The following is a 14,823-nucleotide window of genomic DNA, read 5'->3' as shown; positions in this document are numbered from 1 at the left end:
GCCCGTTGGGCCTGTGGCGCCGGTCGGGCCTGTGGCGCCGGTCGGGCCCGTGGCGCCCGTTGGGCCCGTGGCTCCTGTCGAGCCAGTTGCACCAACTGGACCTGTTGGACCTTCGGGGCCAGTAGCTCCAGTCGGGCCGGTTGCACCCACTGGACCCGTTGGCCCTACTGGACCTGTTGGACCTTCAGGTCCCGTGGCTCCAGTCGGGCCAGTCGCTCCCGCTGGACCCGTTGGCCCTTCGGGACCCGTGGCTCCGGTCGGGCCGGTCGCTCCTGTTGGACCTGTCGGCCCTTCCGGTCCCGTGGCTCCGGTCGGGCCGGTTGCTCCCGCTGGACCTGTCGGTCCTTCGGGGCCCGTGGCGCCGGTCGGGCCGGTTGCTCCCGCTGGACCCGTTGGCCCTTCGGGGCCCGTGGCTCCGTTCGGGCCAGTTGCTCCCGCCGGTCCGGTCGCTCCTGCGGGACCTGTCGCTCCCGTCAGACCGGTTGCTCCTGATGGGCCCGTTGCCCCTTCGGGGCCTGTTGCACCAGTCGGGCCGGTCGTCCCTGCTGGACCCGTCGGCCCTTCGGGGCCCGTGGCGCCGGTCTGGCCGGTCGCCCCTGCTGGACCCGTCGGCCCTTCGGGGCCCGTGGCTCCGTTCGGGCCGGTTGCTCCCGCTGGACCCGTCGGCCCTTCGGGGCCCGTGGCTCCGTTCGGGCCGGTTGCTCCCGTTGGACCCGTCGGCCCTTCGGGGCCTGTGGCTCCGGTAGAGCCGGTTGCTCCCGCTGGACCTGTCGGTCCTTCAGGGCCCGTGGCGCCGGTCGGGCCGGTTGCTCCCGCTGGACCTGTCGGTCCTTCGGGGCCCGTGGCGCCGGTCTGGCCGGTTGCTCCCGCTGGACCCGTTGGCCCTTCGGGGCCCGTGGCTCCGTTCGGGCCGGTTGCTCCCGCCGGTCCGGTCGCTCCTGTCGGACCCGTTGCCCCTGCGGGGCCCGTTGGCCCTTCAGGACCTGTTGCTCCTGTCGCGCCAGTTGCTCCTGCTGGACCCGTGGCCCCTTCGGGGCCTGTTGCACCTGTCGGGCCCGTCGCTCCCGCTGGCCCCGTTGGCCCTTCGGGGCCCGTGCCTCCTGTTGGACCGGTTGCTCCAACTGAACCTGTCGGTCCTTCGGGTCCGGTCGCACCTATCGGGCCAGTTGCCCCCGCAGGTCCAGTCGGCCCTTCAGGCCCTGTTACCCCTGCCGGGCCGGTTGGTCCAGCAGGTCCTGTCGGTCCTTCGGGTCCCATGGCTCCGATTGGCCCGGTCGCTCCCGCTGGACCGGTCGCACCTGCCGGACCTGTTGCGCCTGCGGGGCCTGTCGGCCCCATCCCTCCTCCGCCTGCACTCAGAAACGCAACATCATCTATATAAAAACCGGAAGATTGGGCTACGGGGGGCTTTTGAATCAATAGTAGAGCCGTCGTTGTATTGGCTGGCGCCGGTGTTGTAGTTGCATAAACTTCCAGCCATTCGTTGTTCGTAACCAGTGAAATTCGTGCGGATACCCACATGACGAGACCGATTCCAAGCAAATTTAAAGCAGCGTCGTAATAGTTAACTGAGAACAAGACAGAAGGAATAGTTCCTGGTCCTCTCGATACCGAAGCAAATAACTGATAAGATTCACCCGGTATTACAGGAAAAGCCTGAAACAAAAAAGTGTTAGCTGTCCCGGCTCCCATATCCGCGCTGTACACCCCGGAGTGACTGAAAGCTGAGGTTATCGTCACTCCAGAACTTCCCCAAGGCGACAACACGCCGGATTCGAATCCTCCGTTTATCACCAAATTGTTGATCGTCAGGGTGACTCACCTCCTCTATTGGAGTGCAGTACAAAAAGTGGCTTGTCACACAAACTTGTTTTCAAACTATGTGCCTCCGACCTCGTGGGTTCTTCCATTGGCCTTGACGGCATTAGATTCCACGTTTGAGGGATACCGACGACTCCGATCAAAAAAAGAGGACACTTCCCAAAAGGAAGTGTCCGTGTGATTGCGTATTTATGCCGGAGTCTATCCGAGATTGATAACGTTAATGTTATTGACCGAACTCGTGACCGACTCCCCGCTCGTCGTGCCGCTAAAGGTATAGGATGCTTGAACGCTATAGGTGACGGACGTCGTGGCCGGATTCGTGTCGACATAGGTGTAGGACAGCGGATAGGTATAAGTGACTCCCGGTGCTTGCACGCCTACAGGGATCGATAAGGTAACTGTCTCTATAATAGTTGCGTCTCGAAGCAGCGACACGGTAACGGTGAAGGCTCCTGCGTCACTTACGTCGCCGGTAGCGATAGTTATATCAACGGCATAATCCGCTTTTACGCGATCGCCAGCCGTAACGGCAAGCGACGTACTAGAAACGACCGTTGTCGGAGAACCGCTAAGAGAAGTCGGGGTCAAATCGATTCCGAAAGCCAATTGAGGCAATGGTCCAGTCGGTCCTTCAGGTCCCGTTGCCCCTGCCGGGCCAGTCGGCCCTACAGGCCCTGTTGCTCCCGCAGGTCCTGTCGGCCCCTCTGGGCCGGTTGCTCCCGCAGGTCCTGTCGGCCCCTCTGGGCCGGTTGTTCCCGCAGGTCCTGTCGGCCCTTCGGGCCCCGTAGCCCCTGCCGTGCCTGTTGCACCTGCAGGTCCCGTCGGCCCTTCGGGCCCCGTTGCTCCTGTCGGGCCGGTCGCTCCCGCAGGCCCTGTCGGCCCTTCGGGCCCCGTTGCTCCTGTCGGGCCGGTCGCTCCCGCAGGTCCCGTCGGCCCTTCGGGCCCCGTAGCCCCTGACGGGCCGGTCGCTCCCGCAGGTCCCGTCGGCCCTTCAGGCCCCGTTGCCCCTGCTGGGCCAGTCGCTCCCGCAGGCCCTGTCGGCCCTTCGGGCCCTGTTGCCCCCGCCGGTCCAGTCGCTCCCGCAGGTCCCGTCGGCCCTTCAGGCCCTGTCGGCCCTTCGGGCCCTGTTGCCCCCGCCGGTCCAGTCGCTCCCGCAGGTCCCGTCGGCCCTTCAGGCCCTGTTGCCCCTGCCGGTCCAGTCGCTCCCGCAGGTCCCGTCGGCCCTTCAGGCCCTGTTGCCCCTGCCGGTCCAGTCGCTCCCGCAGGTCCCGTCGGCCCTTCAGGCCCTGTTGCCCCTGTCGGGCCGGTCGCTCCCGCAGGTCCAGTCGGCCCTTCGGGCCCTGTTGCCCCTACCGGGCCAGTCGCTCCCGTAGGCCCTGTCGGCCCTTCGGGCCCCGTAGCCCCTGCCGGGCCTGTTGCACCCGCAGGTCCCGTCGGCCCTTCAGGCCCCGTTGCCCCTGCTGGGCCAGTCGCTCCCGCAGGTCCCGTCGGCCCTTCGGGCCCCGTTGCCCCTGCCGGGCCAGTTGCTCCCGCAGGTCCTGTCGGCCCTTCAGGCCCTGTTGCCCCTGCCGGGCCTGTTGCACCCGCAGGTCCTGTCGGCCCTTCAGGCCCCGTCGCCCCTGCCGGGCCGGTTGCTCCCGCAGGCCCTGTCGCTCCCGCCGGGCCAGTCGCTCCCGCAGGCCCTGTCGCACCCGCAGGCCCTGTCGCACCCGCAGGCCCCGTCGCCCCTGCCGGGCCGGTCGCTCCCGCCGGGCCCGTCGGTCCGGCCCCCGATCCGTCTGCGGCCAAGAAGGCCACGTCATCGATATACAGATTGGTGGACCCCGCAACGGCCGGCTTCTGGATCAGCAGCAACGCCTGGGTCGTCCCTGGCGGCGCCGGCGTGGTCGTGACGTATACTTCCAGCCACTCGTTGTTGCTCACGATCGGGATGCGAACCGACACCCATCTGGACAACCCAACGCCAAGCAAGTTATTGCTTGCGTCGTAGAAGTTGACCGAGAACAGAACCGACGGCGCGGTCGCTCCAGCCCCTCTGGATACGGAGGCGAACAACTCATAGGATTGGCCGGGCGTCGCGGGGAAGGCCTGGAACATGAACGACGTCGTCGAACCTGCCCCCATATCCGCGCCGAAGAACCCGGAGTGGCTGATGGCCGAGCTCACCGTTACCCCCGAGCCTAACCACGGCGCCAAGGAGCCGGATTCGAAGTCGCCGTTCGTGACGAGATTGTTTATCGTCATTTTTTCTCACCACCCTAGATTGAAGTTCGATTGAACGACAGCCCGCGCGATAGGCAGGCTTGTCATCAATCTTGCTCCAAACTATGAGCGGCGTCGTGGAAGAGTTCTTCCAAAAGCCTTGTTGAAACAACGTTCCACGATTGAAGAGGCGCATTCGTACTCTCCCTTCGGCTTCGCGTTCTGCCCGCCCCCGTCAACGATGCGAGAAGCGCTGCCGGTATCGCCGCGGAGAGATGCCTTCGACCTCGGCGAACCGCGAGCTGAAGTACGGCGTCTGGTTGAACCCGACCTCCTCGGCGATTCGCTCGATCGAATAATCGGTCTGCAGAAGAAGAAGCTTGCTCTGCTCGATCCGGTAGCGAAGCAGGTACTCCATCGGCGAACAGCCGTATTCCTGCCGCATGCAGCGGGCGATATAGACCGGATGGAAGCTGAGGCGATCCCCGAGCTCCTTCGCGGTGATGTCTTCCTTATAATGACAGCGCAAATATTCGGCCGCCTTCTCGGCGCACAGGGTGACCGGCGAAGAACGCCGCGACTCGATGGAGGCCGACAGCAGCTGCACCGCTTCCTGGAACAGAACCTGCTGCTTGAACTTGACCGTGTCGAGGTGCCCGCTCGGACCGAGTTGAATGAGCTGCCGGAGCGTCTCCTCCATCTTGCCCGGATGAAGCACCTTAACGAATTGGGAGAGAATCAGGGGGAACGTCCGCGTCGTGAAAATCTGGCTGAGAGCCGCTTCGTCCAGCTTCTCGGGGTGGCCCGCCGGAGGCAGGACGTCGGTCGTCCGCCAGCTCCCCGTCGTCTGAAAGTGGAGCCAGAAGTAACCGGTTCGCTCCCGGCACGCCTCCGCTCCGTAATGATAGCAATCCGGACGCAGAATCAAGGCGCACCCTTGCGGCACCTCGTATTTGCGCTCCTCTTCTCCGATATATAGGCAGCCCTCCGTCACGAAGAGCAAATCGAACACTTCGATGTTGCGGCGGTTGACATGTCGGTCGCCGGGCGCGTTCACCGTGTAACCGCTCACAATGTAGTGAAGCATCGGAGGCACCGTAAACTGGAGCAGCTCCATGCCCAAACCCCCTCGATACAGGTTGCGAAAATGAAAATTTCCGTTGGATTCCTGACACACGCTATGGATTATAGCATCTATAATTTGTTCTGAACACGGTCCGAAGTTCATCGCATTCACCTTGGCTCCACTGCAACCGGAGGGTTGGAAACATGCAAACGCTCGATAACCGATTCTCGCTATGGGCTCTCGCTTGGCCCATCTTCATCGAAGTGCTGCTGCAGACGATGCTCGGGACGGTCGACACCGTCATGGTGAGCCGAATCTCCGACGACGCCGTCGCGGTGGTCGGCTTCGCCAACCAGCTGTTCAACGCGCTCAACACTTTGTTCATGACCGTAGCCGGGGGAGCCGGCATCCTGATCGCCCAGAAGCTCGGCTCGAAGCACAGGGAAGACGCGCGCACGATCGCCATCATGGCGGTCACGTCGAGCACGGCGATCGGGTTGCTGCTCAGCGCCCTGCTCTATACGCAGCCTCGCGCCATCGCGCGGATGCTTCACCTGTCCGACGAGCTGCTTCCGCTCTCGGACACGTACATCTCGTACGTGGGCGGCGGCATGTTCCTGGCCGCGATGACGGCCGCGCTCAGCACCGCCATCCGCAACACCGGCAACACGAGGGGCCCGATGTACACGGGCATCTTCGTCAATCTCCTTCACATCGCGCTCAACTACGCGCTGATCTTCGGCGCGTTCGGCTTCCCGAAGTGGGGCCTGACCGGGGTGACGGTGTCGGACAACGTCTGCCGCTTCCTGTCTTCGGCGATTCTTCTGTACATGTTCCTCTTCTCGTTCGAGAGAAGGATCCGCTGGTCGGAATTTCGCGTCTTCAACCTCAAGCTGTTCAAGGACGTGCTTCGCATCGGCTGGCCGCTCGGCGTCAACATGAGCTGCTGGGTGTTCTCCCAGCTCGCCATTTACTCCTTCCTGGCCATTCTCGGAGCCAAGGAACTGGCCGCGCGAACGTACATGAACACGCTGGAGTCGTTCTGCTTCATGCTCGGGTACGCCTTCGCGCTCGCCGTCCAGATCCAGATCGCGCACCTGTACGGAGCCTCCCGGATCCGCGACGCGTACAAGGCCGCCTACCGGGCCTTGTTTATCGGGCTTGCGCTCGTCGTCGCCAACGCGCTGCTCCTGTTCGTGCTGGGACGCCAATTGCTCGGTTTGTTCACCTCGGACTCGGAGATCTTGTCCATGGGCGTCTCCCTGCTCGGACTGAACCTGTTGCTGCAGCCGGGCAAAATGCTGAACATGGCGCTCGGCAACGCCCTGAACGCGGTGGGAGACACCCGCTATATTATGTATACCTCCCTCGCGTCCATGGGGTTGATCGCGACGGGCTGCTCCTATTGGTTCGGCATCCATTGGGGGTGGGGGCTGATCGGCATTTACGCCTGCATGATCGCCGACGAGTACGCCCGCGGCATCCTGTCCCTCCTTCGCTGGAGGGAGCGCAAGTACCTGAAGCGGGCGGAAGCCGCGCATGCATGCGCCGGAACGGGGGCCTCGTTCCCCGTCTGACGCGAATCGCGGCGAGATTTGCCACTCCTTGCCGATCCATGTATAATGAGCGAACAAGCAAACGTACGTTCGCAGCCCGCGCCGTCGTTCGCCGTCATTATCGTTGGATCTTCAAGGAGGACGCATGAAAGGTTCCACCCATCTCGCCATCGGCACCGTCATCGGAATCGCCGCTTCGGCCTTCTATCCGTTCCGCCCGGAGAGCGCCGTCTATTACGTGACGGCCGCGGCCTTCTCCGCGCTGAGCGCGGACCTCGACGGAACGAACATGCTCAGCAGCAAGCTCGGCAAGGTGTCTCACTGGATCCGCGAGATCGCCTTGTGGGGCGGATTGCTGGCGCTCGCCGTCAACGCTTATCTCTATTTCGCCCAGCAGCTTCTTTACCCGCTCTATGCCATGGTCAGCTTCCTTCTCGTCCTGCTCGGCCTGATTCTAAAGGAAGGCGTCCTGCGCAACGCGCTGGTGAGCGCTTGCGGCATCGGCCTGCTGTATGCGGGCTGGCGCTCCGATTCGACCGGACTGATCGGGCTGGGCGTCTTCGTCGCATGGGTCCCTTGGCTGAACCACCGCGGCCTGACGCACACGATCTGGGCCGTGGCCGCGTGGGCCTGGATCGGCTCCGCCTTCGAGCGGGAGCTCCAGATCGAAGGACTCGCCGCCGTGGCTACCGCGGGCTACTTGTCTCACCTGGTCGCGGACACGTTAACCCCGAGCGGGGTCAAGTGGCTGTACCCCCTCATCCGCAAATCATTTAAGTGGAGAATTTAAGGCTAATTTAATCTTACGCTCAGTTTGCGCTAAGGCTGGGGAGATAAGATGATCTCACGACCCCTTCTGATATAGATACATTGAGGCCCGCGTTGCCAAGGCGCGGGCCGCTTTTTTTTTATTTGGGGCCCGGCAGGCCAAAGAGGCGGCGGATCTGGCGTACGAGGAGATTGTTGTCGAACGTGGGCTTCTTTGCTTCGCTATAGATCCTCCTCCGAGAAAATAGCTCTCAGCTCGATGCCTAGACAAGGAACCGTAGGCGAGACGACCCGATCGGACTCTGTAAGCGTTGCTGCCAGAGAATATCTCCCGTCGATGAGCACGAACTGCTCCACGACTCGGTAGACAGGATCGACCAGCCAGTACTCCCGTACGCCGAACCTCTCATAGGTTTCTTTTTTGATCGTTTTGTCCCTTCGGCCGGTCGCGTCGGATAAGATCTCTACTACGAGATCCGGAGCGCCGTATATGTATCCGTCCCGGATGATCCCTGCATTATCCTTCGCGATATAAATAATGTCCGGCTGTAATACGTTGTCCTCGTCGAAATGCACGTCCAACGGAGCCAGCAAGATTTTCCTTCCCCTCCGCATGAATCGCGAAAGGCCAAATGCAAGTCTCCTAGAATTTGCTGATGGACGTACTTCGGCGAGGATAAAAAATCGTATCGAACGCCGCCGATGATCTCGTATCTCTCGTCAATGTGATACCGTGCCGACTGTTCCTTTACCTTTTTCGAAGAATCCTCCGCCACCGCGATCCCTCCCGACAACGAACATTTTTTCCCATTATAGCACAACTCTGGCGCCGCCTGTCTCTCCCTAGAGCAGCTTCGCCTTGCCGTTATTGACCCAATAGATGCGGTCGGACACCGGACTCGGCATCAACCGGCAGCTTCGTTCGACTATCTCCTTGAACGCGCTCTTCACGGCCGCGTCCCTTGCCTGATGCGCCGTATCCATCCGTTCGCCGGTCTGCAGGAGCAGGACGGTCTTGCGATTCGTATAAGCGATCAGGTATTGGGATGGCAAATAGCGCGAGGTCCATTCCGGCACAAGAAACTGACAATCGATCGGATGAGACGGCTCGGCGAACACCTGGAGCACGCACGTAGGGTGGTTCGGATGGGGCAGGCGCATACTAGGCTCTACCCAACCTGAAGCCTTCAAGTTGGCATATGCCTGCTTCTTGACTTCCTCTTCGTCCAGCTCCGGATTCTCGTCCAACAACTGCCGGGTGAGGATTATACAGAAATCCTCGTGAACCTCCAAATAAACGATCCGCAAGCCGGGCAGGAACGGATCCGATAACATGGGCGACTCTTTGCCCGCTTCCTTCACATACCGTTCGTCCCGGACAGCCGGATAAACTCTCGCGAGATCGATCTTCTTCATCTCGTTCTCCATGCGCAAACGAACCGTCGTCCGGACAATGTTGTTCATATAATCGACAGCCGTATTCAGGTCTCCTCCTGCCATGTACGTGTCGTAAGTTTGATGAAGGCTGATCACCGCCTTGCCATCCTGCCGATCGGCATCGTCAAGCGCAATCTCCAGCTGGAGAGGCTCCTCGATCTTCGATCCAACCTTCAATCCCAGGCTCTCGCTAAGCTGCCGAGCCATCATCTCCGCGAACTGTTCCGGCTTGTCGTACAAACGAACCGCTCCCATTCGTACCCCTCCCATTAGAATCCCTAGGAAAAACAAAAACCCCGGCTCCGCGTCCAAAATAGACGAGAGCCAGGGTGTGCTTCACCTCTGGAATATTGTGTAAATTATAGCATACAACTCTCCGGTATGCAACAGCAAGGTTTGGACTCAACAAGAGTTTTGTTGTACGCGAACGGGCTTGTTCCTGTAATATAGAAGGAAAAACGAGGTGCGCCGTTTGAATTCGTCCAACCGGAACCCGTCCCGCCGGAATCCCGGCCCATCGGGCAAGTCCAATCCGCTGCAGATGGCCGTGTTCGGCCTGCTCATTCTCGTCTTCGGCATCATCGACATCCTGCTGCTGAGCCCGATTATCGGCGCCGTCCTCGCGGTCGTCGGCGCGGTCATGGCGGCCGCGGGCTGGAATCGGCACAAGAAGCCGAAGAGCTGAACCTATTCGCCTAAGCGCGAGAGGACGCATTCCCCTCCTTGGGGGGATGCGTCCTCTTCCCTTAATCGTTGTCGCAGCAGCCTTCTTCCAGATGGCCGGAGCGTTCGATCTTCGTCTGGAGATAGTTCCGGTTGAACTCCGATTCCCCTCCCCACAGCTCGACCCGGCCTTCGACGGCCAGACCCGCGCTCCGCAGCGCGTCCAGCTTCTTGGGGTTGTTCGTGATGAGCGTCACCGGCTTCGAGCGCAAGGTGCCGAGCACTTGGATCGCGTCGGAATAGATCCGCGAATCGTCGGCGAAGCCGAGCTTTAGATTCGCGTCCACCGTGTCGTATCCGTTCTCCTGCAGAACGTACGCCATCGCCTTGCTGAACAGGCCGATTCCTCTTCCTTCGTGGTTGGCCAGATAGAAAAGAGCGCCCGCTCCGTGGTCGACGATTTTCCTCATCGCCCGCTTAAGCTGGTAGCCGCAATCGCACCGCTGGCTCCCGAAAATATCCCCGGTATGGCAGATCGAGTGCAGCCGGATGAGGGCACTGTCCGCTCCGGCGAAGTCTCCGTAGGCGAGAACGCTCGACTGCTGATATTCCGCCAGATTGATCGAGGACAGCTTCTCGACGATTCGTTCGAAATTCTCCGTGACCTCGTCGCAATTCAGCCAGCAATACCACTGAAATTCCACGGTCTCCTCATATAAGCTTACGGGCAGCCGGATCGGTCCGACCAGATAGATCGCCCGTTCGCCCTGGCGGATCAGCCGGATTTTGCCCTTCAGAATGTTCATTACCTTGTCGTCCAATGCGGGCTGAGCCATATGCTCGCGAGTCTCCCTCCTGTTGCCGATGAACCCATTATTCCATAACGTCCCCGCCCGTATCCGTCAAGCGGATTCGATAACGGGTCGGAACGTATGCGAGAGAGCCATCGAAGCGCGAGTTCGCGCTGCCGCTCCCGGCAGGGCCTGATTTCTTTTCCATCGATAAAAAAAACGGAACGCCACTCGAGGCCGTATCGGCTCTCCATGGCATCCCGCTTGGCCGGAGACCGCCCGCGTTAGAACGAGCTCGCTTCCGACGGATTCATCTTGTTCTTCGCCAGCTTCAAGTAGCCGTGCACGTTCTGCAGCTCGCTGTTCTCGACGAAGCGCAGCCGCATCGTGTCCGCCGCTTCGAGGATATACGGCTTCAGAGCGGATGCTCCGCCGCCGAGCACGTAGAAGCATTGGATATCCGGGTACTTCTTCCACCGCTTGCGGATCAGATCGACGATCTTCTGGGCCGCGCGGCCGAAGTACGTATCGACGATCGGGCGGATATCGGCTTGCCCTTCCCCGACCCGCTGGATGAGATACTCGCCTCTGCGGATGCGCTGGATGAGCTTGGTCCGGCTGGGGAAGCGGTACCCGTGCTGATCCTCGACGTCGCGGATGATCGAGTCCAGGTACGAGGCGAGGCCGAGCTGTTCGCCGGTGCTGAACTGGTTGTCGATGCTCATTCGCTTCACGACCGGGAAGTCGGTCGTCAGCGCTCCCATCTCGCAGATGCCGATGCAGCCGTAGTATAGTTCCTCGTCCCGGACCTGCAAGTTGTCGTTCGTCGCCATGTTGAACAGGGCCGCAGCTCCTTCGACCGATACGATCGCCCGGCGAATGAGCAGCCGGACGGTCCGTCCTCGCAGCTTCGGCGTCGATAAGAACGACACTTCGTGCTCGCCGACAAGCCGCTCCTCGAAGAGCTGGTGATACCGCGCGTAGGCGCGTACCGGAAGGCCGGTTCCGATCACGTACTCCACCTCGTCGGTCGTCTGGCCCGGCTCCCTCGCCGCGCCCGGCCCGGTCACGCTCGCGTAGGCGAGAGCGGTCAGCGCCACGATTAGCGACTGATCGCTCGTCGCCTTGTTGTCGGTCTCCTCCTGCTCGGCGTTGTCCTGATCCTCCGACGCGATGAGGCCAACGAAGGTGCGGACGCTCTTCTTCTTCAGCTTGGGGCTGTAGACCATGACGTCCAGCGCCTTCAGAGGCGAGTCCTCTTCTTGCAAGACAAGTCTGTCGTACCCCGGAGAGACGACGTTCGGGATTACGATCGGTTCGTTGTTCCCGCTGACGATCAACTTCACGCTATCGTTGCCGATGTCGATGCCGGCTAATCGAATCATGATTTTCCTCCTACCTTCGGACGATGGCGACCGGTAAATAAGTCCATTTCCTTGTAAAGTTTCGCTCTATTCCGACAAAATCCTTCTTTTTTCGTAAGTTAGTTTGAAAAATATACCGAAAATAAAGGAATATCGTTCCATTATGTCGAACTTTAGTCTGACGATGTTGTCCAGAAGAACCAGGAGGTCAGTCATGAAGTGGAGCAAGAAACGGTTCACATTCGTGATCATTCCGGATGCGAACGGTTCGGTTAAGCGAGTAAGTTTGCCAGTCGCCCTAGTCGTCCTTATCCCTGCGTTATTTATCCTCCTCGTCCTAGCCGTCGTCTCCTTGGCGATTCTGTACCGGGGCAACGCGGGAAGCGTCGATTCGCTCCAGCATAAGCTGGCGGATTCCTCTACCCGGTACGAGAAGATTCTGGCGGATAAGAACGACAGCATCGAGTCGCTTCAGACTCAAGTCGCCGGCTTGTCCGAGAAGGCCAAGTCGATTCAGGAGAAGATCGAGGAAGTGAACCGGCTCGAGACGCAGGTGAAGGACATGGTCGGCCTGCATCCATCGTCGGATGCGAAAGGCGGGACGTCCAGCGTCAAGGCGGCCGGCTCGACGGCGGTCGGCGGCACGGTCGTCGACGGGGATCCGGCGGACGGCGGCATGGGGGGCGAAGAGCTTCCCGTCACCGACGAGGAGATCGACGCGATCATGAACGAGACGCGGAGCGACCTGATGTCCATGGAGCCCGCTGTGGAAGAGTTGAAGAGCCGGCTCGAGCAGACGAAGCTCGAAGTCGCCAAGGCGCAGAAGGCGCTGCGGAAGACGCCCACGATCTGGCCGACGGACAACCGCAAGATCACGTCCTTGTTCGGCGTCCGGAAGGACCCCTTCACCGGGAGAGCCCGGTTCCACGCCGGGATCGACATCTCGGGAAGCGTAGGGGATTCCATCTACGCGACCGCGGACGGGATCGTCATCCATTCCGGGCGCGACTCCGCCGAGGGGAACAACATCATCGTCGACCACGGCAACGGAATCCGCACGCGATACATGCACCTCAGCAAGCTGATCGCCGAGGCCGGCGACAAGGTATCGAAGGGCGACGTCATCGGCGAGCTCGGCTCGACCGGACGGAGCACCGGTCCCCATCTGCACTACGAGGTCCTGCGCGGGGACGAGCAGACCGATCCGGCCCCGTATCTCCAAGCCAGCAGAAAGGTCAGTGAATAATCCATGTTCAATAAGAAGGCGAAGATCGATCCGAGCACGACCGATACGTTGATCGGAGAAGGCAGCACGTTCGAAGGGAAGATCCGGTCGCAGGCCAGCATCCGGCTCGAAGGCGAGATTACCGGCGACCTGGAATGCGAAGGCGACGTCATCGTCGGCGAGAAGGGCGTCGCCAGATCCAATGTGGCCGCGCGCAACATTATCCTGGCGGGCAAAGTGTACGGCAATATCTTCGCCAAGGGGAAGCTGACGATCAAGTCGACGGGGTATCTCGCCGGCAACCTGAGCGTATCGGAGCTGGCGATCGAGTCCGGCGGTTTTTTCAAGGGGAACAGCCAGATGGAAGACAGGGCCGGCGCCGGAGACGCGAAGCCCGAGCCGAAGGAAGCGAGGGCGGTCGCAAGCGCGTCCCCGGACGGACTGGCGGCCGCAGGCTCGCAATCGACGCTCCAGTCGAACGCCGGCAACGCCGACATGTACAAGACATGGTGACCGAGACCCGCGGGCGGCTTTCGCTCGCGGGTTTCTTGTAGCGCACGTCTCCTTTTCCCCCGATCTCCGATCCTGCAGCTCGTTCCCTTCAACCGCCAAGCCTTCCACCTATCTACGCTTTCTCATCCCTGGGGCGGATGTGGTATACTTAATGGCGGTCTATCGCGCTATACTTCAATCTACAAGGAATAGGTGAGCTTCATGGAGCACAATCCGAAATATCAAGTTCTGCTTTATTATAAATACGTCCATCTGCCCGACTCCGAGCAGTTCGCCCAAGATCACCTCGCCTACTGCAAAGAGCTCGGCGTCAAAGGCCGCATTCTTGTGGCTAGCGAAGGCATCAACGGCACGCTGTCCGGCACGGTCGAGCAGACCGAGAAGTACATGCGGGATCTGCGCGCGAATCCGTTGTTCTCCGACATCGTGTTCAAGATCGACGAAGTGGACGGGCACGCGTTCAAGAAGATCTTCGTGCGGCACCGCAAGGAGCTGGTCACGCTCCGTTACGAGGAGGAAGAACTCGATCCTAACGTGACTAGCGGAACGCGGCTGAATCCTAAGCAGTTCCACGAATACCTGCAGCGGGACGACGTGGTCGTGCTGGACGGCCGCAACGGCTACGAATACGACATCGGGCATTTCCGCGGGGCGATCCGTCCGGACGTAGACAGCTTCCGCGAGTTCCCGGAATGGATTCGCGAGAACATGGGCGAGTTCAAGGACAAGCCGGTGCTCACCTACTGCACCGGAGGCATTCGCTGCGAGAAGTTGAGCGGCTTCCTGCTCAAGGAAGGCTTCAAGGAAGTGTACCAGCTTGACGGCGGCATCGTCACGTACGGCAAGGACGAAGAGGTGAAGGGCCGCCTCTTCGACGGCAAGTGCTACGTGTTCGACGAGAGAATCTCGGTGCCGATCAACCACACCGACGAGGACGTCATCGTCGGACGGTGCCACCACTGCGGCAAGCCGGCCGACCGGTACATCAACTGCGCCGACGACACGTGCCACCTGCAGCATATCTGCTGCGAGGAGTGCGAAGCCGAGCACAACGGCTACTGCTCCGAGAAGTGCGCGACGCACGATCAGATGGCCGGCTGAAGAACCAGAGAGCTCCGAGCGTTTCCGTAACTTCCAATTTGGAGATTACGGGTCGTTCGGGGCTTTTTTTCTACACATATGACCCTTTCGCTAACGGAACCCGTCCTGGAACATTTGAATTTGGACCCGATTCTGTCTCGAGAAGACGACCTGCTTGTATGGTGTATGTATGATGAAGATGCCTTGCTTGATTTGTGTATGAAAATTCATACAAATTGTGCCTTAGAAAGGCGCCTTGCAGGTCTTTGTATGAAAAATCATACAAATTGTGCCTTAGGAAAGCGCCTCGTAGGATCTTAGCGTGAAAAGAAGT

The 14,823-nt window shown here is 60.6% G+C and carries 13 protein-coding genes and 1 pseudogene; 6 read left to right on the top strand and 8 right to left on the bottom strand.

Going from position 1 to position 14,823, the window contains the following annotated elements; translation table 11 throughout:
- The 4 genes and pseudogenes from H7B90_RS32055 to H7B90_RS32045 form a co-directional block, all read right to left on the bottom strand.
- A partial coding sequence (locus tag H7B90_RS32055) for an NTTRR-F1 domain (protein ID WP_446483101.1) occupies positions 1-1,797 on the bottom strand: 1,797 nt, incomplete at its 3' end.
- A 225-nt stretch (positions 1,798-2,022) separates the two neighbouring features.
- Positions 2,023-2,199, bottom strand: a complete 177-nt coding sequence (locus tag H7B90_RS33550; protein ID WP_311772855.1) for a hypothetical protein — start codon at positions 2,197-2,199, stop codon at positions 2,023-2,025.
- Positions 2,200-3,666: 1,467 nt separating this feature from the next.
- Positions 3,667-4,068, bottom strand: a pseudogene (locus tag H7B90_RS33545) (NTTRR-F1 domain); the annotation flags it as partial.
- A gap of 193 nt (positions 4,069-4,261) precedes the next feature.
- On the bottom strand, positions 4,262-5,143 hold the full coding sequence (locus H7B90_RS32045) for a helix-turn-helix transcriptional regulator (protein WP_185139973.1): 882 nt from the start codon (positions 5,141-5,143) through the stop codon (positions 4,262-4,264).
- Between the two features lie 152 nt (positions 5,144-5,295).
- On the opposite strand from H7B90_RS32045, the gene H7B90_RS32040 reads away from it, so the two are divergent.
- Positions 5,296-6,669: an MATE family efflux transporter gene (locus H7B90_RS32040; RefSeq protein ID WP_185139972.1), complete on the top strand. Its 1,374-nt coding sequence runs from the start codon at positions 5,296-5,298 to the stop codon at positions 6,667-6,669.
- Between the two features lie 124 nt (positions 6,670-6,793).
- A complete protein-coding gene (locus H7B90_RS32035; protein WP_185139971.1) occupies positions 6,794-7,438 on the top strand; it encodes a metal-dependent hydrolase in 645 nt (214 codons plus the stop codon).
- Between the two features lie 200 nt (positions 7,439-7,638).
- Here H7B90_RS32035 and H7B90_RS32030 read toward each other — a convergent pair whose 3' ends face one another.
- Both H7B90_RS32030 and H7B90_RS32025 read right to left on the bottom strand, forming a co-directional pair.
- Positions 7,639-8,094, bottom strand: a complete 456-nt coding sequence (locus H7B90_RS32030; RefSeq protein WP_311772853.1) for a Uma2 family endonuclease — start codon at positions 8,092-8,094, stop codon at positions 7,639-7,641.
- 165 nt (positions 8,095-8,259) lie between these two features.
- Positions 8,260-9,108: a DUF1444 domain-containing protein gene (locus H7B90_RS32025; RefSeq protein WP_185139969.1), complete on the bottom strand. Its 849-nt coding sequence runs from the start codon at positions 9,106-9,108 to the stop codon at positions 8,260-8,262.
- A 208-nt stretch (positions 9,109-9,316) separates the two neighbouring features.
- Here H7B90_RS32025 and H7B90_RS32020 point away from each other — a divergent pair, with 208 nt between their 5' ends.
- A complete protein-coding gene (locus H7B90_RS32020) occupies positions 9,317-9,538 on the top strand; it encodes a hypothetical protein (protein ID WP_185139968.1) in 222 nt (73 codons plus the stop codon).
- 61 nt (positions 9,539-9,599) lie between these two features.
- Here H7B90_RS32020 and H7B90_RS32015 read toward each other — a convergent pair whose 3' ends face one another.
- Positions 9,600-10,352 carry a GTP cyclohydrolase II gene (locus H7B90_RS32015; RefSeq protein ID WP_185139967.1) on the bottom strand — a complete coding sequence of 251 codons (753 nt, stop codon included), beginning with the start codon at positions 10,350-10,352 and terminating at the stop codon, positions 9,600-9,602.
- Between the two features lie 239 nt (positions 10,353-10,591).
- Positions 10,592-11,692, bottom strand: a complete 1,101-nt coding sequence (locus H7B90_RS32010; protein ID WP_185139966.1) for a ParM/StbA family protein — start codon at positions 11,690-11,692, stop codon at positions 10,592-10,594.
- Positions 11,693-11,885: 193 nt separating this feature from the next.
- Between H7B90_RS32010 and H7B90_RS32005 the strand changes: the two genes are divergently transcribed.
- The 3 genes from H7B90_RS32005 to trhO all read left to right on the top strand — a co-directional run bounded on the left by H7B90_RS32005 (position 11,886) and on the right by trhO (position 14,510).
- A complete protein-coding gene (locus tag H7B90_RS32005; RefSeq protein ID WP_185139965.1) occupies positions 11,886-12,917 on the top strand; it encodes a M23 family metallopeptidase in 1,032 nt (343 codons plus the stop codon).
- A gap of 3 nt (positions 12,918-12,920) precedes the next feature.
- Positions 12,921-13,409: a bactofilin family protein gene (locus H7B90_RS32000; RefSeq protein ID WP_185139964.1), complete on the top strand. Its 489-nt coding sequence runs from the start codon at positions 12,921-12,923 to the stop codon at positions 13,407-13,409.
- Positions 13,410-13,610: 201 nt separating this feature from the next.
- Positions 13,611-14,510 carry an oxygen-dependent tRNA uridine(34) hydroxylase TrhO gene (gene trhO / locus H7B90_RS31995; RefSeq protein WP_185139963.1) on the top strand — a complete coding sequence of 300 codons (900 nt, stop codon included), beginning with the start codon at positions 13,611-13,613 and terminating at the stop codon, positions 14,508-14,510.
- Positions 14,511-14,823 lie beyond the last annotated feature (313 nt).

Source organism: Cohnella xylanilytica (assembly GCF_014212175.1).
Taxonomy (GTDB): domain Bacteria; phylum Bacillota; class Bacilli; order Paenibacillales; family Paenibacillaceae; genus Cohnella; species Cohnella xylanilytica.
Note: the sequence above shows the minus strand (reverse complement) of the source record. Positions and strands in the feature narration are given on the sequence as shown.

Bases quoted from the DNA above. Each gene is read 5' to 3' on its own strand.
- H7B90_RS32045 (WP_185139973.1), bottom strand. From the start codon at position 5,143: ATGGAGCTGCTCCAGTTTACGGTGCCTCCGATGCTTCACTACATTGTG.
- H7B90_RS32040 (WP_185139972.1), top strand. From the start codon at position 5,296: ATGCAAACGCTCGATAACCGATTCTCGCTATGGGCTCTCGCTTGGCCC.
- H7B90_RS32035 (WP_185139971.1), top strand. From the start codon at position 6,794: ATGAAAGGTTCCACCCATCTCGCCATCGGCACCGTCATCGGAATCGCC.
- H7B90_RS32025 (WP_185139969.1), bottom strand. From the start codon at position 9,108: ATGGGAGCGGTTCGTTTGTACGACAAGCCGGAACAGTTCGCGGAGATG.
- H7B90_RS32015 (WP_185139967.1), bottom strand. From the start codon at position 10,352: ATGGCTCAGCCCGCATTGGACGACAAGGTAATGAACATTCTGAAGGGC.
- H7B90_RS32010 (WP_185139966.1), bottom strand. From the start codon at position 11,692: ATGATTCGATTAGCCGGCATCGACATCGGCAACGATAGCGTGAAGTTG.
- H7B90_RS32005 (WP_185139965.1), top strand. From the start codon at position 11,886: ATGAAGTGGAGCAAGAAACGGTTCACATTCGTGATCATTCCGGATGCG.
- H7B90_RS32000 (WP_185139964.1), top strand. From the start codon at position 12,921: ATGTTCAATAAGAAGGCGAAGATCGATCCGAGCACGACCGATACGTTG.
- trhO (WP_185139963.1), top strand. From the start codon at position 13,611: ATGGAGCACAATCCGAAATATCAAGTTCTGCTTTATTATAAATACGTC.